This is a genomic window from Cupriavidus sp. MP-37, assembly GCF_020618415.1.
GTDB lineage: Bacteria > Pseudomonadota > Gammaproteobacteria > Burkholderiales > Burkholderiaceae > Cupriavidus.
Genome location: NZ_CP085344.1, coordinates 245,569 through 266,405 on the forward strand (window position 1 = coordinate 245,569; position 20,837 = coordinate 266,405).

A 20,837-nucleotide genomic window follows, 5' to 3' on the forward strand; every position below is an offset into this window, starting at 1 on the left:
GACTTGCCATGTTTTATCGTGAAGCCGGCCAGTTCAAGACCAGCTACGTCACCGACAGCCAGATCTTCCCGATCCGCCAGGACCGCATCGGCTTTGCCGTGCTGATGGCGGTGGCCTTCGTGGCGATCCCGTTCATCGGTTCGGAATACTGGTTCTCGGCCATCCTGATCCCGTTCCTGATCTTCTCGCTGGCGGCGCTGGGGCTGAATATCCTGACCGGCTATGCCGGCCAGTTGTCGCTGGGCACCGCGGCCTTCATGGCGGTGGGCGCGTACGCGGCCTACAACTTCCAGCTGCGCATCGAAGGCATGCCGGTGCTGCTGACCTTTATCCTGGCGGGCCTGTCGGCGGCGCTGGTGGGGGTGGCGTTCGGGCTGCCGTCGCTGCGCATCAAGGGTTTCTACCTGGCGGTGGCGACACTGGCGGCGCAGTTCTTCGTGGTGTGGGCGCTGACCAAGTTCCCCTGGTTCTCCAACAACAGCTCGTCGGGCGTGATCACGGCGCAGCGGCTGGACCTGTTCGGCTTTGCCATCGACACGCCGGTGAAGAAGTACCTGTTCGTGCTGGCCATCGTCACGGTGCTGGCGCTGGCGGCCAAGAACATGGTGCGCTCGGCGACCGGCCGCGCCTGGATGTCGGTGCGCGACATGGACGTGGCGGCGGAAGTCATCGGCATCCCGCTGATGCGCACCAAGCTGCTGGCGTTCGCGGTCAGCTCGTTCTACTGCGGCGTGGCCGGCGCGCTGTACGCGTTCTGCTACCTGGGCTCGGTGGAGCCGGACGGCTTCTCGCTGGACCTGTCGTTCCGCGTGCTGTTCATGATCATCATCGGCGGCGTGGGCAGCATCCTGGGCTCGTTCCTGGGTGCCGCCTTCATCCTGCTGCTGCCGATCTTCCTGGACAACGTGCTGCCGCCGCTGGCCTCGCTGCTGCACCTGCCCTTTACCAATGCCACCGTGTCGCACATCCAGCTGATGGTGTTCGGCGGGCTGATCATCTTCTTCCTGATCGTGGAGCCGCACGGGCTGGCCCGGCTGTGGCAGATCGCCAAGGAGAAGCTGAGGCTGTGGCCGTTCCCGCACTGACGGAGCGGGGTTCCCGATGTACCTGACTTATCTGGCTTACCGCAGTTCCTGTGTGAAGTACTGAAGCTTACGCATAACGAAACGCTCCACCGAGGGCGAAGGAGACTGTCATGACCAACCTGATCCGCAATGTGCAACGCGCCGCCCTGGTGGTCAGCGCCGCGGCTGCACTGCTGGCGCCGGCGGTGCCGGCACTGGCGCAAAGCAACGAGCAGTTCATCGCGCTGCCGAGCTATCGCGTGGGGCCCTACGGCGCCAACGGGCAGTCCTGGTATGGCGGCTTCATCGACTACCTCAACTACGTCAACCTGAAGGATGGCGGTGTCAACGGCGTCAAGCTGAGCTGGGAAGAGTGCGAGACCGAGTACAACAACGCCAAGGGGGTGGAGTGCTACGAGCGCCTGAAGGCCAAGAACGCCACCACCAAGGGCACCGCGTACCACGCCATGTCGACCGGCATCTCGTATGCGCTGGTCGACAAGACCGCGGCCGACAAGGTGCCGCTGGTGATGATGGGCTACGGCCGCACCGACGCGGTCGACGGCTCGGTGTTCCCGTACGCGTTCCCGCTGGTGACCACGTACCAGATGCAGGTCTCGGCCATCGTCAAGTACCTGGCCAGCAAGAGCGGCGGCTCGCTGGCCGGCAAGAAGATCGTCTACCTGTACCACGACTCGGCCTACGGCAAGGAGCCGATCGTGGCGCTGCAGGCCGAGGCACGGCTGGGCAAGTTCAACCTGGTCGAGATCCCGGTGGCGCACCCGGGCAACGAGCAGGGCGCGCAATGGCTGAAGATCCGCCAGGAGAACCCTGACTACGTGATCTTCTGGGGCTGGGGCGTGATGAACCAGACCGCGCTGAAGGCGGCGCAGAAGGTGGGCTTCTCGCGCGAGAAGATGATCGGCTCCTGGTGGGCGGGCTCCGAGGAAGACACGGTGCCGGCCGGCGATGCCTCCAAGGGCTACATGAGCGCGACCTGGAACGTCGCGGGCAAGAACGTGCCCCTGATCGCCGATATCGAGAAGGTGGTCTACGGCGCCGGCAAGGGCAACATGCAGGACAAGAACAAGGTCGGCTCGGTGCTGTACAACCGCGGCGTGTCGGCGGCGGTGGTGACGGTGGAAGCGGTGCGCGTGGCCCAGGCCAAGTTCGGCAAGGGCAAGCCCATGACCGGCGAGCAAATGCGCTGGGCCTTCGAGAACCTGAACCTGACCAACGCCCGCCTGCAGCAGCTGGGCGCTACCGGCCTGCTGCCGGAGATCAAGACCAGCTGCGAGAACCACGAGGGCTCGGGCAAGGTGAAGATCCAGCAGTGGGACGGCAGCAAGTGGGTGGTGGTGTCGGACTGGATCGAGGGCAACAAGAGCCTGATCCACCCGCTGTTCAAGGCCACCGCGGCGCAGTACGCGAAGGAGAAGGGGATTACGCCGGCGTGCTCGAAGAGCTGATTGCCCTCGACGCCCGACGGTTTGCTCCCCTCTCCCGCTGGCGGGAGAGGGGTGGGGGTGAGGGCGGGCGCTGGCAATAGCGAGGCCATTCACTGCGTGGCAACGCCCGCCCTCACCCCAACCCTCTCCCAGAGGGAGAGGGAGTACACCGACAGCAAGCTGCAAGTCCAACGCAACATCGCCACACCAACCCGACCCGCACCATGAGCCTCCTGTCCGTCAACAATATCGAAGTCATCTACGATCACGTGATCCTGGTGCTCAAGGGCGTTTCGCTCGAAGTGCCGGAGGGCAAGATCGTGGCGCTGCTGGGTGCCAACGGCGCGGGCAAGACCACCACGCTCAAGGCCATCTCCAACCTGCTGCAGGCCGAGCGCGGCGATGTCACCAAGGGTTCGATCGAATACCGCGGCGACCGCGTCGACCAGCTGACGCCCAATGACCTGGTGCGTCGCGGCGTGATCCAGGTGATGGAAGGGCGCCACTGCTTCGCCCACCTGACCATCGAGGAGAACCTGCTTACCGGCGCCTACACGCGCGGCCTGTCGCGCGGCCAGACCCGCGACGAGCTGGAAAAGATCTACGAATACTTCCCGCGCCTGAAGACGCGCCGCAAGTCGCAGGCGGGCTACACCTCCGGCGGCGAGCAGCAGATGTGCGCGATCGGCCGGGCCATGATGGCCAAGCCCGCGATGATCCTGCTGGACGAGCCGTCGATGGGGCTGGCGCCGCAGATCGTCGAGGAGATCTTCGAGATCGTGCGCGGGTTGAATTCACGCGAGAACGTCAGCTTCCTGCTGGCCGAGCAGAACACCATGGTGGCGCTGCGCTATGCCGACTACGGCTACATCCTGGAGAACGGCCGCGTGGTGATGGACGGCGACGCCGAGTCGCTGCGCACCAACGAGGACGTCAAGGAGTTCTACCTGGGCGTGGCCGCCAATGACGCCGATGGTCCAGGCCGCAAGTCGTTCCGCGACGTGAAGAGCTACCGCCGCCGCAAGCGCTGGCTCGCCTAGCAAGCGACCGTTCCACCCGGCTTGCCACCACGCGCACCGCAGCGCGGGGCAGGCCGCATCCCATTCCCTGACGCACAGCACCATGCCCGAATACTTCGATCCGCTCGAAACCCGCGCGCCGGAAGTCCGCGAGCGGGCGCTCCTTGCCGCCCTGGCAAGCCAGGTGGCCCATGCGCGCGAGCACGCGCCCTACTTTGCCGAGCTGCTGAGCGGCGTCGATCCGCGCCTGCTGACTTCGCGTGCGGCGCTGGCCGAACTGCCGGTGACGCGCAAGTCGGACCTGAGCGCGCGCCAGCGTGCGCTACCGCCGCTGGGCGGACTCAACGCGACGCCGCTGGGCAAGCTGCGCCACGTGTTCCAGTCACCCGGGCCGATCCACGAGCCCGACGGCCACGAGGCGGACTGGTGGCGCACCGCGCGCGCCATGCACGCCGCGGGCTTTCGCGCCGGCGACCTGGTCTACAACACCTTCTCCTATCACTTCACCCCGGCCGGCATGATGATGGAAAGCGGCGCGCACCGGCTGGGCTGCTGCGTGTTCCCGGCCGGCGTGGGCCAGACCGATTCGCAGGTGCAGGCGCTGGCCAGCCTGCAGCCGGCGGCCTATGCCGGCACGCCGTCGTTCCTCAAGCTGCTGCTCGAGCGCGGCGATGAACTCGGCACGCCCTGCACCAGCCTGGCCAAGGCGCTGGTCTCGGGCGAGGCGCTGCCGCCGTCGCTGCGCAACTGGTTCCAGGCGCGCGGCGTGCGCGTGCAGCAGATGTACGGCACCGCCGATGTCGGCCTGATCGCGTATGAAACCGAAGGCGGCGACGGCTGGGTGGTGGACGAGGGCGTGCTGGTCGAGATCGTCGAACCCGGCGGCTCGCGGCCCATGCCCGAAGGCGAGACCGGCGAAGTGGTGGTGACGGTGCTGGGCAATGGCGACTACCCGCTAATCCGCTTCGGCACCGGCGACCTGTCGGCGGTGGTGGCGGAGTCCTCGCGGCGGCCGAGCCCGTGCGGGCGCACCAATATCCGGCTCAAGGGCTGGCTGGGGCGCGCGGACCAGGCGACCAAGGTCAAGGGCATGTTCGTGCATCCCGGGCAGGTGGCCGACGTGCTGCGGCGCCATCCTGAAATCCGCGCGGCGCGGCTGGTGGTGACGGGCGATCCTGGGGCCGACGTGATGACGCTGCGCTGCGAGGCAACGCGCGAGGATGCCGACCTGCAGCGCGCGGTGGCCGAGTCGCTGCGCGAGGTGATGCGGCTACGAGGTGAGGTGGCGTTCGTCGCGGCGGGGTCGTTGCCGCAGGATGGGAGGTTGATCGAGGATGCGCGCAGCTACGATTGACGGAAGGACTTCGTGGGCACGCCTGCCCTCACCCCAACCCTCTCCCGCAAGCGGGAGAGGGAGTCCACAAGCGGGAGTTGCAAGGCTCGAAGCAATGATGCCGCTGCGGGTTTGCTCCCCTCTCCCGCTTGCGGGAGAGGGGCGGGGGTGAGGGCCGCAGCATCAACGAAGTAAAGACCGTCGACAGGCCATAACCCTCAAGACTCCCGCCCGCCTTCCCCCCGCGTCGGCAACCGCACCATCCACACACTCACCCCCACCGCACACGCCAGCAACGCCGCCGACACCAGCGGCCGCCCGCGCAGCAGCCACGCCGTGGTCCCCATCGACAGCCACATCATCGACAGCGCCAGGCATTTCGCCTTGAACGGGATGCTGCGGTGGCGCTGCCAGTCGCTGACCAGCGGGCCGAAGCGCGGATGCCCCAGCAGCCATTCATGGAAGCGCTGCGAGCCGCGCGCGAAGCAGGCCGCGGCCAGCAGCACGAACGGCGTGGTCGGCAGCACCGGCAGGAAGATGCCGACCACGCCCAGCAGCAGGCACAGCCCGCCCAGTGCCACCCAGACGGCGCGCAGCACGCGCTGGCGGTGGCTCAGCACGGCGTCGGGATCGGGCGAAAGGTCGGGATTGGATGGCGGCAAGGGGCGGACAAAGGGCCGCAACGCGGCCCGGTGAGGGATCGGTCAGCGCGCGATACCCAGCCGCGCCTTGGCGGCATCGTACTCCGCCTTCATGCGCGCGACGATTTCGCCGGCGCCGGGGATGTCGTGGATCTGGCCCACGCCCTGGCCGGCGCCCCAGATATCCTTCCATGCCTTGGCCTTGGAGCTGCCGCTGGAGAAGTCCATCTTGGTCTTGTCGGCCACCGGCAGGTTGTCCGGGTCCAGGCCCGCGTTGCTGATGCTTTCGCGGATGTAGTTGCCGTGCACGCCCGTGAACAGGTTGGTGTAGACGATATCGGCGGCGGCCGAGCTGGTGATCGACTGCTTGTACGACTCCGCCGCATGCGCCTCCTGCGAGGCGATGAAGCGCGTGCCCACGTAGGCAAAGTCGGCGCCCATGGCCTGCGCGGCCAGCACCGCCTCGCCGGTGGCGATCGAGCCCGACAGCGCGATCGGGCCGTCGAAGATCTTGCGTACCTCGCCCACCAGCGCGAACGGCGATAGCATCCCGGCATGGCCGCCGGCGCCCGCCGCGACCAGGATCAGGCCGTCGACGCCGGCCTCGATCGCCTTCTCGGCATGGCGCAGGCTGATCACGTCGTGCAGCACGATGCCGCCGTAGCTGTGCACGGCGTCGATCAGTTCCTTGGGCGGCGCGCGCAGCGAGGTGATGAAGATCGGCACCTGGTGTTCGACGCAGACCTTGACGTCATGCTCCAGGCGCGCGTTGGAGCTGTGGACGATCTGGTTGACCGCGACGGGGCCTACCGGTGCGCCGGGGTTGGCGGCCTTGAACGCGGCCAGTTCCGCCTCGATCCGGGTCAGCCATTCGTCGAGCAGCTCGGCCGGGCGCGCATTGAGCGCCGGGAACGAGCCGACGATGCCGGCCTTGCACTGCGCCAGCACCAGTTCCGGGTAGCTGACGATGAACATGGGCGAGGCAATCACGGGCAGGGCCAGGTTCTGCAGGGCCTGGGGCAGTTGCTTGGCGGCGGGCATGGTGTCTCCTGAACTACGGGCGGGCACGTTGGCGTGCCCTAAATGAACGGTCGTTCGATTATAGGGAGTTTCAGCGCGGGCACGTTAGAAGCCCAAGTCTATGCCGGTCAGGCAGGCGTGTGGCGCGATGCCGCCGGCAGGACCAGCTCGGCCAGCGCGCCGCCGCCGGGGCGGTTGGCCAGCGTCACGCCGCCATGATGCAACGTGGCGACTTCGCGCGCAAAGCACAGGCCCAGGCCGGTGCTCTTGTCCGCACCATGCGGGCGCGGCAGCGAGTAGAAGCGCTCGAACACGCGCGGCAACGCGTAGTCGGGGATGCCGGGCCCCTGGTCGGCCACGGTGATGGCGAGCGCGTCGCCGCGGCGCTCCAGGCCCACCGTGACCGCGGTGTCCGGCGGGGCGAAGTCGATCGCGTTGTCGAGCAGGTTGGCGATAGCCTGGCGCAGCAGGAACGGGTCGCCGGCGACGTGCCCCGTGCCGCCATCGGCAGCGCACTGCAAGGCGACGCCGCGCTGCCGCGCGCGCGGCTCCAGTTCGGCGCACAGCTGCGCCAGCAGCGGCGCCAGCGGCACCGGCTCGCGCACTTCCAGGCGCTGGCGCTGTTCCACCTCGGCCAGCGCCAGCAGCTTGCGGATCATGGTTTCCAGCCGTCCCGACTGGGTCCGGATATTGGCGACGAAGCGCTGGCGGTCCGCCGCCGGCATCTCTTCCTGCAGCAGCTCCGCCGCGCCGCCGATGGCGGCCAGCGGGCTCTTCATCTCGTGGGTCAGCGTATGGATGTAGTGCTCGACATACTGCTTGTCCTCCAGCCGCTCGCGCATGCCCTGCACCGCGCGGCCCAGCTCGGCCAACTCGCCCGCGCCACGCAGCGGCATCTCGGCGCGCTCGCCGGCCGCCACCGCGCGCGCATAGCCGCGCAGCCGGCTCAGTCCGTGCACCAGCCACAGCGTGCAGGCCAGCCCGATCACGCACGCGGTGCCGATCAGCAGGCCGCCGTAGAGCAGGATCTTGTGCTGGCTGCGCGCGATGAACGGCGCCATCGCCGCATTGGGCTTGGCCACGGTCAGCACGCCGATGATGCGGTCGCCATCGCGCACCGGCGCGGCCACGTGCATCACCGTGCTGGCCTCGTCGGCAGGGTCGGATCGCGTGCTGCGCGCGCCGTACTGGCCGCGCAGCGTCAGGTAGACGTCGTTCCAGCGCGAATAGTCGCGGCCGACGTCGGTGCCGGTCGAGTCGAAGCGCACGATGCCGCTGGCATCGGTCACGTAGACGCGGTAGCCGATGCTGTCCTTGTGCAGGCCCGAGACCTCGGCATTGACCGGCACCTCGCGCAGCGCCGCCATATGCCGCGCGAACGCGCCGTCGGCGATGCGGCCGGCCTTGAGGTCGTCGGCGGCCAGCGCGGCCAGCACGTGCGCGGTATCGATGAGCGTGTCTTCCATCGCCTGGCGCACGCCGGGCTTGACCTCCTGCACGAACACGCGCAGCGTCAGCACGGTGGCCAGGCCCACGATCAGGAAGAAGCCGAAGAAGATGCGCAGGCCGATATGCATGGCGCGCGCTCAGGGCTCCAGCGAATAGCCCATGCCGCGATGGGTGCGGATGCGCCCGGCGCCTTGCGGGGACACCTCGCGCAGCTTGGCGCGCAGGGTCTTGATATGGGTGTCGACGGTGCGGTCGCTGGTGTCGAGCGCGCCCGCCCACACCCCGTCCATCAGCTGCGCGCGCGAATAGATGCGGCCCGGATGCGCCACCAGCCACGCCAGCAGCAGGTATTCGTAGCGCGTCAGCGCCAGCCAGTGGCCGTGGTAGGCCAGGCGGGCGCCGTCCGGGTCGTGCGTGAATCCGGCGGCCTGGCCGGGTTTTGCCGGGGCGCCGCCGCCGCGCGCCCGGCGCAGGATGGCGCGCACGCGCGCGGCCAGCTCGCGCGGCGAGAACGGCTTGACCACGTAGTCGTCGGCGCCGATCTCCAGCCCGACGATGCGGTCGATTTCTTCATGGCGCGCGGTCAGGAAGATCACCGGCGCATCGCAGAAGGTGCGCAGCGTGCGGCAGACCTCGAAGCCGCTCAGGTCAGGCAGCCCCACGTCAAGGATCACCAGGTCCGCCGGCGCGGCGCGCAGGCACGCCAGCGCGTCGCCGCCCAGCGTGCAGTGCTCGGCCAGCATGCCGTCGGTGCGCAGCGCATAGAGGATGGTATCGGCGATGGCCTGCTCGTCTTCCACCACCAGGATCCGCGGTTGTTCCATGCCCGGCATTTTAGGTCAGGCGCTGGCCGCCGCGCGCGCCGGCGGCGCCGGTTCCGTGCCGCGCCAGTGGAAATAGATCTGCTCCGCGGCCCAGCGCAGCGGCGGCGAATACAGCATCAGGTCGAACGGCCAGTCGCACTGGAAGCGCTCGAACATCCAGCGCAGCGCGCGCTTGGCGCGAAAGCGCGGCGCGCTGGCGCTGGCCACGGCCTCCGGCGCCGGCCCGCCGCGCAGCAGGTGCGCGGCCACGGCCTGGCCCACCGCTTCGCCATGGGCAAAGGCCTGGTGGATGCCGCCCGCGGTAAGCGGCGACACGATGCCCGCGGCATCGCCGGTCAGGATCACGCCGTCGCGCGCCAGCGGCAACACCGGGCCGCCGCACGGGATCAGTCCCGCGCGCGTCGCCGCCGGCCGCGCCAGCTGCGGCAGGCCGGCGCGGCCGCGCACGTGCGCCAGCAGCCCGTCCAGGTCCGGCGCGCGGCCGCGCCGCGGCAGGTAGCGCAGCGCCAGCCCGGCCTGCACGCCGGCGGGGTTCTGCGCGATCCAGCCGATATAGCCGGGCGCGAAGCGGCGCGTGATGAAGCAGTGCAGCGCGTGCGGCTCGGGCAGCGCCAGTCCCGGGAATTCGTACTCCACGCCATACAGGAAGCTGTGCGCGCGACCCAGTCCCGCACATTGCGCCACGCGCGACTGCGCGCCATCGGCGCCGACCAGATAGCGCGCCAGGCCCACACCGGTGACATGCCAGCCGCCGTGGCGCGGCACGGCGCCGACGAAGGCCTGGCCCAGCCGCAGCTCGACCCGGTGGCGCACCAGCTCCGCCGCCAGCCAGCGCATCAGGCGCGGCGTATCGGTGGTATGGAAGTAGTAGCCGGGCGCGCTCAGGTCAATGCTGCGCAGCCGCGGCGCGTACAGCTTCACCTGCTCGACGCGGTGCACGCAATCGGCCGGGGCCTGGCCCAGCCAGGTCTGCTCGATCGCTTCCTTGACCAGGATGCCGGTGGTGTGCAGCTTGTCGCCCGGATCGGTCTTGCGTTCCAGCACCAGCACGCGCAGGCCGGCGCGCGCGCCGGCCAGGGCGCAGGCGGCGCCGGCGAAGCTGGCGCCGGCGATGACGAGGTCGTAGTCGAAGGAGGGCATGGCGGTTTCCGGAGAGCGAAGGACTCCAGTCTGGCCAGCCGGGGTGAGGGCAATGTGTGGCGGGTGTGAAGCGGCGCGGCGCTGCAAAAAAATGCCCCGCATGCGCGGGGCCATCAATTACCACGAAGACTGATACACACGGCGGGCACCTGCCAATGCCGCAACCGCCCTCGAAGCATAGGCCGCCAATGTGACGGCGCCGTGGCAGCGCGATGAACCGCCCATGACATCACAGCCCGTAGCGCTTGATCTTGTCGTAAAGCGTGGCCTTGCCCACCTGCAGCAGGTCCGCCGCCTGGCTGACCGCGCCGCCGGTGCGCGCCAGCGCGTCGGCGATCACGGCGCGCTCGAAGTGCTCCATGCGCTCGCGCAGCGGCGCGGTCTCGTCGGGGCCGGCCGCCTGCCCACCGGCCTGGCCGCCTTCGGGCACGCCCAGCACCATGCGGTCGGCGGCGTTGCGCAGCTCGCGCACGTTGCCCGGCCACGGGCGCTGGGCCAGCGCCTGGCGCTGCGCCTCGGACAGGATCGGCGCGGGCCGCTGGTAGCGCACCGCCGACACCAGCGAGAAATGCTCGAACAGCGGCACGATGTCCTCGCGCCGCTCGCGCAGCGGCGGCAGCGCGATGGTGACGACATTGAGCCGGTAATACAGGTCTTCGCGGAAGGTGCCCTGCGCCACCAGCGCGTCCATGTCGCCCTTGGCCGCCGCGACGATGCGCACGTCGATCTTCACCGACGCGTTCGACCCCAGCCGCTCCAGCGAGCCTTCCTGCAGCACGCGCAGCAGCTTGACCTGCAGCGCCAGCGGCATGCTTTCGATCTCGTCCAGGAACAGCGTGCCGCCCGAGGCATGCTCGAGCTTGCCGATGCGGCGCTTGCCGGCGCCGGTGAAGGCGCCGGCTTCGTGCCCGAACATCTCGCTCTCGAAGATGGCCTCGGGCACCGCGCCGCAGTTCAGTGCGATAAAGGGCCCGTCGGCGCGCCCGGACAGCGCGTGCAGGCTGCGCGCCACCAGTTCCTTGCCGGTGCCGGTCTCGCCGTTGATCATCACCGGCACGTCGGTGGGCGCGACATTGGCCACCAGCGCGCGCACCTGCTCGATCGCCGGCGAGCGGCCGATGATGCGCGTGCCGGCCGCGGGCCCGGCCAGTTCCCGGCGCAGCGCCTGGTTTTCCAGTTCCAGCGCGCGGCGTTCCAGCGCGCGGCGCACGGTGTCGGTGAGGCGATCGGCGCCAAACGGCTTTTCGATGAAGTCATAGGCGCCTTCGCGCATCGCCTGCACCGCCATGGTGATGTCGCCGTGGCCGGTCACCAGGATGACCGGCACGCCGGGCGCGGCATTGCGGCAGTGCTGCAGCAGGTCCAGCCCGCTGGCGCCGGGCAGGCGCACGTCGGTCACGACAACGCCGGCAAAGGCGCCGTGCAGGTGCGGGATCGCGGCCTCGGCCGAGGGCAGCGCCAGCACGCGGAAGCCGGCCAGTTCCAGGCTTTGCGCGGTGGCCTGCCGCACCAGCGGCTCGTCTTCGACAAACAGGACACGCAGACCGTCTTGCATGGCAGTACTCATGGTGACGCGGAAACCGATGGCGCCGGATCGACGGCGGGCGCGCGCGCCAGCACCAGCGTGAACTGCGCGCCGCCGCCGGGGACGTTGGTGACGCTGAGCTGGCCGCCGAACTCGCGCACGATCGACGACGAGATCGCCAGCCCCAGGCCCAGTCCCTGGCCGGTTTCCTTGGTGGTGAAAAAGGGTTCGAACAGGCGCGGCAGCGCTTCCGGCGCGATGCCGGTGCCGTTGTCGCGCACGACGATGGTGACGGCATGCTCGCCGGCCTGCACGTCCAGGTCGATGCGGCCCTGCGCCGGCGCGGCCGCGGCGATGGCATCGAGCGCATTGCCGAGCAGGTTCAGCAGCACCTGTTCCAGCTTCAGCTCGTCGGCGCGTACTGCCAGGCCCGGCACCGCATCGAGCCCGGTGAGGTCGATCGTGACCGCGCCCAGCCGCGGCGCCAGCAGCGCCAGCACGTGGTCGACCGCCGCGCGCAGCGCCACCGGCCGCTGCACCGGGCGCGCCTTGCCGGCAAACAGCTTGAGCTGGCCGGTGATCTTGCCCATGCGCTCGGTCAGGTCGGCAATCGCCGTCAGGTTGCCCTCGGCCGCGTCAAGCTGGCCGCGCGCCAGCAGCACGCGGGTGTTGTCCGAGAACGTGCGCAGCGCCGCCAGCGGCTGGTTCAGCTCATGCGTGATGCCGGCCGCCATCTGTCCCAGCGCGGCCAGCTTGCTGGCCTGCACCAGCTCGTCCTGGGCCGCGCGCAGTTCGCTTTCGGCGCGGGTGCGCTCGGCCACTTCGTCTTCCAGCTTCTCGTTGATCGCCATCAGGTCAGCGGTGCGGGCCTCGACGCGGCGCTCGAGCTGGTCGTAGGCGGCCTCCAGCAAGCGGCGGCTGTACTGCATGTCGCGCGCGCGCTGGCGGCGCTGGCGCCAGTTGACCAGCAGCAGGCAGATGCAGGCATAGGCCAGCGCCGCGGCCACGGTGGCGTTGCGCGCGTTGGCCAGCACCGGGTCCAGCGGCGCCATCACCTGCATGGTCCAGCCGGCCGGGCCGACGGTGCGGTTCAGTTCCAGGTAGCGTTCGGCGCGTTCGGCCCCATCCGGCGCGAAAGTGGTGCGGCTGGCCGCGGCCTCGTCACGCATGCGCACCAGGCGCGCGCCGTGCTGCAGCGTGGTGTCGGCCAGCCAGCGCGTGAGCGGCGACGCCAGCGGTTCCAGCGGCAGCGGCGTCACGGCGCGGCCGTGGTACTGGCGGGTCCGCTCCAGTTCCGCGCGCAGCGCCGGCGGCAGCGGGCGCAGCGTGCGGTACTGCCACGCCGACACCGACGACAGGAAGATCACGCCGTGGTCGTCGCTGACCATCAGCGGCTCGGCGCCGCTGCCGGCGCGCTGGAACCATTCCAGGTTGAGCTTGACCACGGTCACGCCGATGACCTTGCCGCCGGCCTCGACTGGCTGCGCGATGTAGTAGCCGGGCTCGTCGCTGGTGATGCCGATGGCGTAGAAGCGCCCCATCTTGCCGCCCGCGGCGGTCTGGAAGTAGGGGCGGAAGCGGTAGTCGGTGCCGACGAAACTGCCGGGCTGGCCGTGGTTGCTGGCCGCCAGCGCGATGCCGTTGGCGGCGATCACATAGGTGGCCGACGCATGCGCGCGCCGGTTGACCTCGGCCAGGTACTGGTTGGCGTCGGCGACGCGTTGCGCGTCGTCGGGGGCCGCTAGCAGCCCGCGCACGAAGGGATGCAGCGATACCAGCGCCGGCAGGAACTCGTAGCGGTCGAGCGTGCTTTCGAGCGTGGCGGCGTAGCGGTCGGCGCGCGTCGCGGTGCCTTGCTGCAGGCTGGCCAGGCCGCGCTGGACCGAGACCAGCCAGGTCAGCGCGCACAGCAGCAGCAGGCCCGCGGCCAGCGCGACGGCAAAGCCCCACCAGCGCCCGCTGCCGGTCTCCGGCGCGTGCACCGGGCGGGTGGCGGCGGGGTCATGCACGGCGAGAAAGTCGTCGGAGTGTGGCATCGGCGCGCGCGAGGGGTGTCGCGCCGATGATACCCGCTGGCGCGCGGCCGCAGGTGCGGTCGGAGGTGCGGCCGCTTCAGGCGGCGCGCTGGCCGGCTTCGCCAAGCGCGTCGGCATCGTCGCCGGCACCGTGCTGCAGCACGCGCGCCAGGCGCTTGCGGTCCAGCTCGCGTTCCCACGCCGACACCACCACCGTGGCCACGCCGTTGCCGATGATGTTGGTCAGCGCCCGGCACTCGCTCATGAAGCGGTCGATGCCCAGGATCAGCACCATGCCCGCCACCGGGATGGTCGGCACCACCGCCAGCGTCGCCGCCAGCGTGATGAAGCCCGAGCCGGTCACGCCGCTGGCGCCCTTCGAGGTGATCATCGCCACCGCCAGGATGGTCAGCTGCTGCATCAGCGTCAGCTCGATGCCGGTGGCCTGCGCGATGAAGATCACCGCCATCGTCATGTAGATGTTGGTGCCGTCCAGGTTGAACGAGTAGCCGGTCGGCACCACCAGGCCCACCACCGACTTGGAGCAGCCCAGCTTCTCCAGCTTTTCCATCATGTGCGGCAGCGCCGCCTCGGACGAGCTGGTGCCCAGCACGATCAGCAGCTCTTCCTTGATGTACGAGATAAAGCGCACGATGCTGAAGCCGGTCATGCGCGCGATCGTGCCCAGCACCACCAGCACGAACACGATGGCGGTGAAGTAGAAGGTGCCGATCAGCTTGAGCAGCGGCACCAGCGAGCCCAGGCCGTACTTGCCGATGGTGAACGCCATCGCGCCGAAGGCGCCGATCGGGGCCACCTTGGTGATCACGTGGACGATATGGAAGAACACCTTCGAGACCTGCTCGACCAGCTGCACCACGATGCGGGCGCGCTCGCCCAGCACCGCCAGCGCGGCGCCGAAGAACAGCGACACCAGCAGGATCTGCAGGATGTCGCCGTTGGCGAAGGCGCTGAACACGGTGTCGGGGATGATGTGCATCAGGAACTCGACCGTGCTCTGGCCGTGCGCCTTCGACACGTACTGGGCGATGGCCTTGGTGTCGAGCGTGGCCGGGTCGATGTTGAAGCCCACGCCCGGCTTGAGCAGGTGCGCGGCGCCCAGCCCGATCAGCAGCGCGAAGGTCGACACCACCTCGAAATACAGCAGCGCCTTGCCGCCGACGCGGCCGACCTTCTTCATGTCGCTCATGCCGGCGATGCCGGTGACCACGGTACAGAAGATGATCGGGCCGATGATCATCTTGATCAGCTTGATGAAGCCATCGCCCAGCGGCTTCATGGCGACGCCGGTGTCGGGCCAGAAATGGCCGAGCAGGATGCCGATGCAGATGGCGAACAGGACCTGCACGTACAGGATCTTGTAGAAGGGTTTCCTCATGATGTCGTCCTCGGTGTTGACCGTACCCGGGCGGGTCCGCGCGGGCGCGCGCCGTCACGCTTGCGGCGCGTTCAGGGGCGGGAATTTGCAACCGGCATGCCAGTCCAACCGGTATTGCTAACTGGTTGATTCACAAGGAAAGGCTGGCGGCGGGCGGGCGCCGGGCCTCCGGGATTCCGGAATCCCGGACGGGGCGGCTCCGGCGATCCGGAATGGCGGGGCGGCATAGGGTGCGCGAGGCGCCACCTGGCAGCGGCGCGGGGTGCATGGCAGTGTGCGCAAAGCTGCCGCATATCGCGGCCGCGCCCTCGCGACGCCGTATAATTCCAGGCTTCCGTTCAATGCCGTCCGGGCCGTGCCGCCGTCCGGGGCCGTCTTCACACCGTACGCATGCGCAGCTACTACCAGCACCACGTCTTTTTCTGCCTGAACCAGCGCGAGGCCGGCGAGAACTGCTGCGCCAACTACAACGCCAAGGCCATGCAGGAATACGCCAAGAAGCGCTGCAAGGAACTGGGCATCGCCGGCGGCGAAGGCCGCGTGCGCATCAACAAGGCCGGCTGCCTGAACCGCTGTGAACTCGGCCCGGTGCTGGTGGTCTACCCCGAGGCCATCTGGTACACCTATGTCGACGAGCACGACATCGATGAAATCATCGACAGCCACCTGCTCAAGGGCAAGCCGGTCGAGCGGCTGATGGTGGACCGCTGATGGCGGCGCACTGAACGAACCGAAGCCGGCCTATGCCGGCTTGTTGCTTTACTCCTGTTTCAACCGTTGCAACCGCCATGCCCCGCCGCCCGCACGCCGGACGGTTTTTTCATTTTTGCCCGGGCCTTGCGCCGGGCGCTTGCCTGACCGCCATCCCGACCGTCCATCATGAACGCGCATACCCAGGTACTTTCCATCGCCGGCCCCGCCGGTGCGATCGAGCTCTCGGTAGACCTGCCGCAAAACCTGCCGGACGTGCCCCTGCGCGGCCTGGCGCTGGTGGCGCATCCGCACCCGCTGTTCGGCGGCACCAAGGACAACAAGGTCGCGCAGACGCTGGCGCGTGCCTTCGTGCAGCTGGGCTATGCCACCGTGCGCCCCAACTTCCGCGGCGTCGGCGCGAGCGCCGGCACGCATGACAACGGCATCGGCGAACAGGACGACCTGCTCGCCGTGGTGGCCTGGATGCGCCAGCAGACCGCGTGGTCGGCGCAGGCCGCGACGCTGCCGCTGGCGCTGGGCGGGTTCTCGTTCGGCAGCTTCGTCAGCACCCATGTCGCGCGCCGGCTGGCCGAGGCCGGCACGCCCGCGCAGCGCCTGGTGCTGGTGGGCACCGCCGCGAGCCGCTGGGAAGTGGCCCAGGTGCCGGCCGACACCATCGTGATCCACGGCGAACAGGACGACACCGTGCCGCTGGCCAGCGTGTTCGACTGGGCCCGCCCGCAAGAGCTGCCGGTGATCGTGATCCCCGGCGCCGACCATTTCTTTCACCGCAAGCTGCACCTGATCAAGCAGCTCGTCGTCAATGCGTGGGACCGGTAAGGCCGGCACGCCGCCAGCCCGGAACCTTCCCGCGTCACCTTCTTACTGTCGGAAAACAGAAACATGCTGAATCGAGCCACGACACGCCTTTCGTCCGCCTTTGCTCCCGCCGCCATCGCCGCCGCCGTCGTGCTGGCCACCGCGCCCGCCGCCGTGCTGGCGCAGGGCGTGCCGATGCCGCAGGTCGCAGCCAAGTCGTGGATGCTGTATGACGTCACCAGCGGTCAGGCCCTGGCCTCGCAGAACGCCGATGCGCGCATCGAGCCGGCGTCGCTGACCAAGCTGATGACCGCCTACCTGGCGTTCGAGGCACTCAAGGAAAAGCGCCTGACGCTGGACCAGGCGGTGGTGCCGACCAACCTGGTGCTCAAGGTCAAAAGCGACGAGTCGCGCATGTTCATCGAGCCCAACAAGCCGGTCACCGTGCAGGACCTGCTGCTGGGCCTGATCGTGCAGTCGGGCAACGACGCCGCGCTGGCGCTGGCCGAGGCCGTCGGCGGCTCGGAAGAGGGTTTCGTCGCGATGATGAACCGCGAGGCCCAGCGCATGGGCATGAAGAACACCCACTTCACCAATACCGACGGCATCCCCGACCCCAACCACTACACCACCGCGGTCGACCTGGCGACGCTGACCACGCGCCTGATCAAGGACTTCCCCGAGTACTACAGCATGTACTCGCAGAAGGAGTTCACCTATAACAAGATCAGGCAGCCCAACCGCAACCGCCTGCTGTACATCGACTCGACCGTCGACGGCGTCAAGACCGGCCACACCAAGTCGGCCGGCTATTGCCTGATCTCGTCGGCCAAGCGGCCGCTGGCCAACGTGCCGGACGGCTCGCGCCGCCTGATCTCGATCGTGATCGGCACCACCACCGAACAGGTGCGCACCCAGGAAAGCCTGAAAATCCTCAACTACGGCTTCCAGTTCTTCGACACGCTGCGCCTGTACGACAAGGGCCAGGTGCTGGCCACGCCGGACATCTACAAGGGCAAGCACGGCACGGTCAAGATCGGCGTGCAGAACGAGACCTTCGTCACCGTGCCCAAGGGCACCGGCGGGCGCCTGAAGCCGGTGCTGGAGCGCCAGGAACTGCTGATCGCGCCGATCGCGGCGGGCCAGCAGGTGGGCATGGTCAAGCTGATGGACGGCAACAACAAGGTGGCCGAATTCCCGGTGGTGGCGCTGGAAGAAGTGCCCGAGGCCGGCTTCTTCGGCCGCCTGTGGGACACCATCCGCCTGTGGTTCAAGCGCAAGTGACCTGAATGCGCGCGAGCCGGTGCGCCCCGCGGCGCGCCGGCCTTGCGCCGGAGAATCTGAGATGACGACCGACAACCAAGGCAGCGGCAACAAGCCCGGCGATATTCCGCCGGAGCAGTCGCTGATCGAATACCCCAGCCACTTCCCGATCAAGGTGATGGGCGCGATGCAGGACGGCTTTGCCGAAGCCATCGTCGCGCTGGTGCAGGAGTTCGATCCTGACTTCCACGCCGGCAAGATGGAAATGCGCCCGTCGAGCAAGGGCAACTACCTGGGCCTGACCGTGACGGTATGGGTCACCAGCCGCGAGCAGCTGGACGACCTGTACCGGGCGCTGACTTCGCATCCGATGGTGAAGGTGGTGTTGTAAGGCAGACTGCTTTAGGCCTTTCTCTCCCGTATTGTTCGCTCCCCTCTCCCGCTTGCGGGAGAGGGGCGGGGGTGAGGGCAGGCGTTGGCAATTGCGGCGCCCGTCACTACGTTGATGCTCTCGCCCTCACCCCCAACCCTTCTCCCGCGCGCGGGAGAGGGGAGCCACTCCCGCAGCGTGTAAAGCGCAACGGGGCGCGGCACGCTCTCTCCCCCATACCAACATGAACACCATCACCCTGAAACCCGGCAAGGAAAAATCCCTGCTGCGCCGCCACCCGTGGATCTATGCCACCGGCATCGCCACTACCGAAGGGCGCTGCGAGCCGGGCGCCACCGTGATCGTGCGCGCCGCCGACGGCCGCTTCCTGGCCAAGGCCGCCTACAGCCCCGAATCGCAGATCCGCGCGCGCGTGTGGACCTTCGACGAGAACGAGCCGGTCGACCACGCGCTGTTCAAGCGCCGCGTGGCGGCGGCCATCGCCTACCGGCGCCAGTGGGTGCGGGACAGCGACGCGGTGCGGCTGATCTTCGGCGAATCCGACCGGCTGCCCGGCCTGATCGTCGACTGCTACGGCAACGGCGCCTCGGGCCAGCTGGTGTGCCAGTTCAATTCAGCCGGCGTCGAGCACTGGAAGACCGCGATCGTGCAGGCGCTGGTCAAGGAGACCGGCTGCCCCAACGTCTATGAGCGCTCCGACGCCGCGGTGCGCCAGCGCGAGGGCCTGGAGCTGGTGACCGGCGTGCTTGCCGGCGCCGAGCCCGATCCGGCGCTGTCGGTGACCGAGCACGGCGTGCGCTATTACGTCGACGTGCGCAACGGGCACAAGACCGGCTTCTATGTCGACCAGCGCGACAACCGCAAGCTGGTCGGCGACCTCGCCGAAGGACGCGAGGTGCTGAACTGCTTCTGCTATACCGGCGGCTTCTCGCTGGCCGCGCTGCGCGGCGGGGCGCAATCGGTGACGTCGATCGATTCGTCGGGCGAGGCGCTGAAGATCGCCGCGGGCAACGTGGCGCTGAACGGGTTTGATCCGGAGCGCGCGACCTGGCTCGACGCCGACGTGTTCAAGACGCTGCGCGAATTCCGCGCCGAGGGCCGCCAGTTCGACCTGATCGTGCTGGACCCGCCCAAGTTCGCGCCGTCGGCCCAGCATATCGACCGCGCCGCGCGCGCCTACAAGGAAATCAACCTGGTCGGCACGCAGCTGCTGCGCCCGGGCGGGCTGCTGTTCACGTACTCGTGCTCGGGCGCGATCAGCATGGAGCTGTTCCAGAAGATCGTGGCCGGGGCGGTGACGGATGCGCGGGCGGATGCGCGCATCCTGCGGCGCCTGTCGGCCGGCACGGATCATCCGATGCTGGCGGCGTTTCCGGAAGGGGAGTATTTGAAGGGGTTGCTGCTGGAGAAGGTGGGGTAAGGCTGGATCAATGAGCGGCTGTGGCGCTGGCCGTTCGCTTGTTTTCTCCCCTCTCCCGCTTGCTGTATAGACCGGGGACATAGGTAACAGGTGTGCCAGGACATGGGTAACACTTTTCCCGCTTAGTCAGCGGGAGGACAACGTTGCCCTGGAGCCAAAACACCGTGAAGCAGCAAAGAGAAGAGTTCGTCCGCCTGGCACGCCAGGCGGACGCCAATATTGCGGAGCTTTGCCGCCGCTTCTGCATCAGTCGCAAGACCGGTTACAAGTGGTTGAACCGAGAGGATCTGGACGACCGAACTCGGCGGCCACATAGCTCTCCCGGCCGAACTCCAGCTGCCGTCGAAGAGGGCGTGCTAGCGATCCGAGCCGAACATTCGGCCTGGGGCGCCCGCAAGATCGCACGCGTACTGGAGCGTGACCACTGCGTCCAAATCGCCCCGAGCACAGTCAATTGGGTGCTGCGCCGCCATGGCTTGATCGATCCGGCCGCCAGCTCGGCCGCTACAGCCTGGCAGCGCTTCGAGCACGACCGGCCCAATGCACTATGGCAAATTGACTTTAAAGGCCACTTCGCTACCGACACGCAGCGGTGCCACCCACTCACGGTCTTGGACGATCACTCCCGGTTCAATGTGCTGCTCAGGGCCTTGGGCAACGAACAGTTTGAATCCGTACAGGAAGCGTTAGAGAAGGCTTTTGCGCGCTATGGGCTGCCCGAGCGCATCAATGCAGACAACGGCCCGCCCTGGGGTTCTCCAGTGCCCCGTGCACTTACCACGTTGGGTGCTTGGCTGATCCGCCTGGGGGTGCGGCTCAGTCATAGCCGACCTCGCCATCCGCAGACCAACGGTAAGGACGAGCGCTTCCATCGAACCATGCAGGCAGAGCTGTTGGCCAACCAGCGCTTCCGGGATCTGGACGATGCGCAGCATCACTTCAGCCATTGGCGCCACGTGTACAACTTCAAGCGCCCACACCACGCCCTGGATATGGAGACACCCGCAAGCCGCTATGCGCCTAGTCCACGGACGATGCCGCGCGAGCTCCCGCCTATCGAGTACGGCAGCGATGACATCGTGCGAAAGGTAGGCGACGGCGGGCGCATCTGCTTCCGAGGAAAGACGTTCCGGGTCGGACGAGCCTTGGTCGGAACGCCCGTAGCGCTGCGCCCTCGCGTGGATTTGGACGGCACCTTTGATGTCTACTTCTGCCATCAGAAGGTGGCCACAATAGACCTACAGGAGGCCAATTAAACTGGAGACTGGACTGTTACCCATGTCCTGGCACATGTGTTACCCATGTCCCCGGTCCATACACATGAGGGGAGAGGGAGAACACCTTGATTAGGCAAGTCCGGGCGGATTGGGGGCA

At 68.3% G+C, this 20,837-nt stretch carries 18 protein-coding genes; 10 read left to right on the forward strand and 8 right to left on the reverse strand.

The window, feature by feature from the left end; translation table 11 throughout:
* Nucleotides 1-8: 8 nt before the first annotated feature.
* The 4 genes from LIN44_RS01195 (at nucleotide 9) to LIN44_RS01210 (ending at nucleotide 4,885) form a co-directional block, all read left to right on the forward strand.
* Nucleotides 9-1,085: a branched-chain amino acid ABC transporter permease gene (locus LIN44_RS01195; protein WP_227313204.1), complete on the forward strand. Its 1,077-nt coding sequence runs from the start codon at nucleotides 9-11 to the stop codon at nucleotides 1,083-1,085.
* 110 nt (nucleotides 1,086-1,195) lie between these two features.
* Nucleotides 1,196-2,533, forward strand: coding sequence for an ABC transporter substrate-binding protein (locus LIN44_RS01200; protein WP_227313205.1), 1,338 nt, complete (start codon nucleotides 1,196-1,198; stop codon nucleotides 2,531-2,533).
* Nucleotides 2,534-2,736: 203 nt separating this feature from the next.
* Nucleotides 2,737-3,552, forward strand: coding sequence for an ABC transporter ATP-binding protein (locus LIN44_RS01205; protein WP_018003769.1), 816 nt, complete (start codon nucleotides 2,737-2,739; stop codon nucleotides 3,550-3,552).
* 82 nt (nucleotides 3,553-3,634) lie between these two features.
* Nucleotides 3,635-4,885 carry a phenylacetate--CoA ligase family protein gene (locus LIN44_RS01210; RefSeq protein ID WP_227313206.1) on the forward strand — a complete coding sequence of 417 codons (1,251 nt, stop codon included), beginning with the start codon at nucleotides 3,635-3,637 and terminating at the stop codon, nucleotides 4,883-4,885.
* A gap of 197 nt (nucleotides 4,886-5,082) precedes the next feature.
* Here LIN44_RS01210 and LIN44_RS01215 read toward each other — a convergent pair whose 3' ends face one another.
* The 8 genes from LIN44_RS01215 to LIN44_RS01250 form a co-directional block, all read right to left on the reverse strand.
* Nucleotides 5,083-5,526 carry a YbaN family protein gene (locus LIN44_RS01215; RefSeq protein WP_227313207.1) on the reverse strand — a complete coding sequence of 148 codons (444 nt, stop codon included), beginning with the start codon at nucleotides 5,524-5,526 and terminating at the stop codon, nucleotides 5,083-5,085.
* Between the two features lie 42 nt (nucleotides 5,527-5,568).
* Nucleotides 5,569-6,546 carry a nitronate monooxygenase family protein gene (locus tag LIN44_RS01220; protein ID WP_227313208.1) on the reverse strand — a complete coding sequence of 326 codons (978 nt, stop codon included), beginning with the start codon at nucleotides 6,544-6,546 and terminating at the stop codon, nucleotides 5,569-5,571.
* A gap of 107 nt (nucleotides 6,547-6,653) precedes the next feature.
* On the reverse strand, nucleotides 6,654-8,102 hold the full coding sequence (gene creC, locus LIN44_RS01225) for a two-component system sensor histidine kinase CreC (RefSeq protein ID WP_227313209.1): 1,449 nt from the start codon (nucleotides 8,100-8,102) through the stop codon (nucleotides 6,654-6,656).
* A 9-nt stretch (nucleotides 8,103-8,111) separates the two neighbouring features.
* Nucleotides 8,112-8,807, reverse strand: a complete 696-nt coding sequence (creB, locus tag LIN44_RS01230) for a two-component system response regulator CreB (RefSeq protein WP_304524181.1) — start codon at nucleotides 8,805-8,807, stop codon at nucleotides 8,112-8,114.
* Nucleotides 8,808-8,813: 6 nt separating this feature from the next.
* Nucleotides 8,814-9,938, reverse strand: coding sequence for an NAD(P)/FAD-dependent oxidoreductase (locus LIN44_RS01235; protein WP_227313211.1), 1,125 nt, complete (start codon nucleotides 9,936-9,938; stop codon nucleotides 8,814-8,816).
* Nucleotides 9,939-10,167: 229 nt separating this feature from the next.
* Nucleotides 10,168-11,493, reverse strand: a complete 1,326-nt coding sequence (locus LIN44_RS01240; RefSeq protein ID WP_227313212.1) for a sigma-54 dependent transcriptional regulator — start codon at nucleotides 11,491-11,493, stop codon at nucleotides 10,168-10,170.
* An 8-nt stretch (nucleotides 11,494-11,501) separates the two neighbouring features.
* A complete protein-coding gene (locus LIN44_RS01245; RefSeq protein ID WP_227313213.1) occupies nucleotides 11,502-13,499 on the reverse strand; it encodes an ATP-binding protein in 1,998 nt (665 codons plus the stop codon).
* Between the two features lie 76 nt (nucleotides 13,500-13,575).
* The gene (locus LIN44_RS01250; protein WP_227313214.1) at nucleotides 13,576-14,877 is read right to left on the reverse strand and encodes a dicarboxylate/amino acid:cation symporter; all 1,302 of its coding nucleotides are present in this window, start codon (nucleotides 14,875-14,877) and stop codon (nucleotides 13,576-13,578) included.
* Between the two features lie 390 nt (nucleotides 14,878-15,267).
* Here LIN44_RS01250 and LIN44_RS01255 point away from each other — a divergent pair, with 390 nt between their 5' ends.
* The 6 genes from LIN44_RS01255 to LIN44_RS01280 all read left to right on the forward strand — a co-directional run bounded on the left by LIN44_RS01255 (nucleotide 15,268) and on the right by LIN44_RS01280 (nucleotide 20,719).
* Complete coding sequence (locus LIN44_RS01255) at nucleotides 15,268-15,588, forward strand: ferredoxin (protein ID WP_012351580.1); 321 nt, start codon at nucleotides 15,268-15,270, stop codon at nucleotides 15,586-15,588.
* Between the two features lie 168 nt (nucleotides 15,589-15,756).
* On the forward strand, nucleotides 15,757-16,410 hold the full coding sequence (locus tag LIN44_RS01260) for an alpha/beta hydrolase (RefSeq protein WP_227313215.1): 654 nt from the start codon (nucleotides 15,757-15,759) through the stop codon (nucleotides 16,408-16,410).
* A 63-nt stretch (nucleotides 16,411-16,473) separates the two neighbouring features.
* Nucleotides 16,474-17,673, forward strand: coding sequence for a D-alanyl-D-alanine carboxypeptidase family protein (locus LIN44_RS01265; RefSeq protein WP_227313216.1), 1,200 nt, complete (start codon nucleotides 16,474-16,476; stop codon nucleotides 17,671-17,673).
* Between the two features lie 61 nt (nucleotides 17,674-17,734).
* The gene (locus LIN44_RS01270; protein WP_012351583.1) at nucleotides 17,735-18,043 is read left to right on the forward strand and encodes a YbeD family protein; all 309 of its coding nucleotides are present in this window, start codon (nucleotides 17,735-17,737) and stop codon (nucleotides 18,041-18,043) included.
* A 223-nt stretch (nucleotides 18,044-18,266) separates the two neighbouring features.
* A complete protein-coding gene (locus LIN44_RS01275) occupies nucleotides 18,267-19,463 on the forward strand; it encodes a class I SAM-dependent rRNA methyltransferase (RefSeq protein ID WP_227313217.1) in 1,197 nt (398 codons plus the stop codon).
* A 143-nt stretch (nucleotides 19,464-19,606) separates the two neighbouring features.
* Nucleotides 19,607-20,719: an IS481 family transposase gene (locus LIN44_RS01280; protein WP_227312018.1), complete on the forward strand. Its 1,113-nt coding sequence runs from the start codon at nucleotides 19,607-19,609 to the stop codon at nucleotides 20,717-20,719.
* The last annotated feature ends 118 nt before the right edge of the window (nucleotides 20,720-20,837 follow it).

What these genes read in the sequence shown, in the direction of transcription:
- LIN44_RS01195 (WP_227313204.1), top strand. Translation starts at nt 9, where the DNA reads ATGTTTTATCGTGAAGCCGGCCAGTTCAAGACCAGCTACGTCACCGAC.
- LIN44_RS01200 (WP_227313205.1), top strand. Translation starts at nt 1,196, where the DNA reads ATGACCAACCTGATCCGCAATGTGCAACGCGCCGCCCTGGTGGTCAGC.
- LIN44_RS01205 (WP_018003769.1), top strand. Translation starts at nt 2,737, where the DNA reads ATGAGCCTCCTGTCCGTCAACAATATCGAAGTCATCTACGATCACGTG.
- LIN44_RS01210 (WP_227313206.1), top strand. Translation starts at nt 3,635, where the DNA reads ATGCCCGAATACTTCGATCCGCTCGAAACCCGCGCGCCGGAAGTCCGC.
- LIN44_RS01220 (WP_227313208.1), bottom strand. Translation starts at nt 6,546, where the DNA reads ATGCCCGCCGCCAAGCAACTGCCCCAGGCCCTGCAGAACCTGGCCCTG.
- creC (WP_227313209.1), bottom strand. Translation starts at nt 8,102, where the DNA reads ATGCATATCGGCCTGCGCATCTTCTTCGGCTTCTTCCTGATCGTGGGC.
- creB (WP_304524181.1), bottom strand. Translation starts at nt 8,807, where the DNA reads ATGCCGGGCATGGAACAACCGCGGATCCTGGTGGTGGAAGACGAGCAG.
- LIN44_RS01235 (WP_227313211.1), bottom strand. Translation starts at nt 9,938, where the DNA reads ATGCCCTCCTTCGACTACGACCTCGTCATCGCCGGCGCCAGCTTCGCC.
- LIN44_RS01240 (WP_227313212.1), bottom strand. Translation starts at nt 11,493, where the DNA reads ATGCAAGACGGTCTGCGTGTCCTGTTTGTCGAAGACGAGCCGCTGGTG.
- LIN44_RS01245 (WP_227313213.1), bottom strand. Translation starts at nt 13,499, where the DNA reads ATGCCACACTCCGACGACTTTCTCGCCGTGCATGACCCCGCCGCCACC.
- LIN44_RS01250 (WP_227313214.1), bottom strand. Translation starts at nt 14,877, where the DNA reads ATGAGGAAACCCTTCTACAAGATCCTGTACGTGCAGGTCCTGTTCGCC.
- LIN44_RS01255 (WP_012351580.1), top strand. Translation starts at nt 15,268, where the DNA reads ATGCGCAGCTACTACCAGCACCACGTCTTTTTCTGCCTGAACCAGCGC.
- LIN44_RS01260 (WP_227313215.1), top strand. Translation starts at nt 15,757, where the DNA reads ATGAACGCGCATACCCAGGTACTTTCCATCGCCGGCCCCGCCGGTGCG.
- LIN44_RS01265 (WP_227313216.1), top strand. Translation starts at nt 16,474, where the DNA reads ATGCTGAATCGAGCCACGACACGCCTTTCGTCCGCCTTTGCTCCCGCC.
- LIN44_RS01270 (WP_012351583.1), top strand. Translation starts at nt 17,735, where the DNA reads ATGACGACCGACAACCAAGGCAGCGGCAACAAGCCCGGCGATATTCCG.
- LIN44_RS01275 (WP_227313217.1), top strand. Translation starts at nt 18,267, where the DNA reads ATGAACACCATCACCCTGAAACCCGGCAAGGAAAAATCCCTGCTGCGC.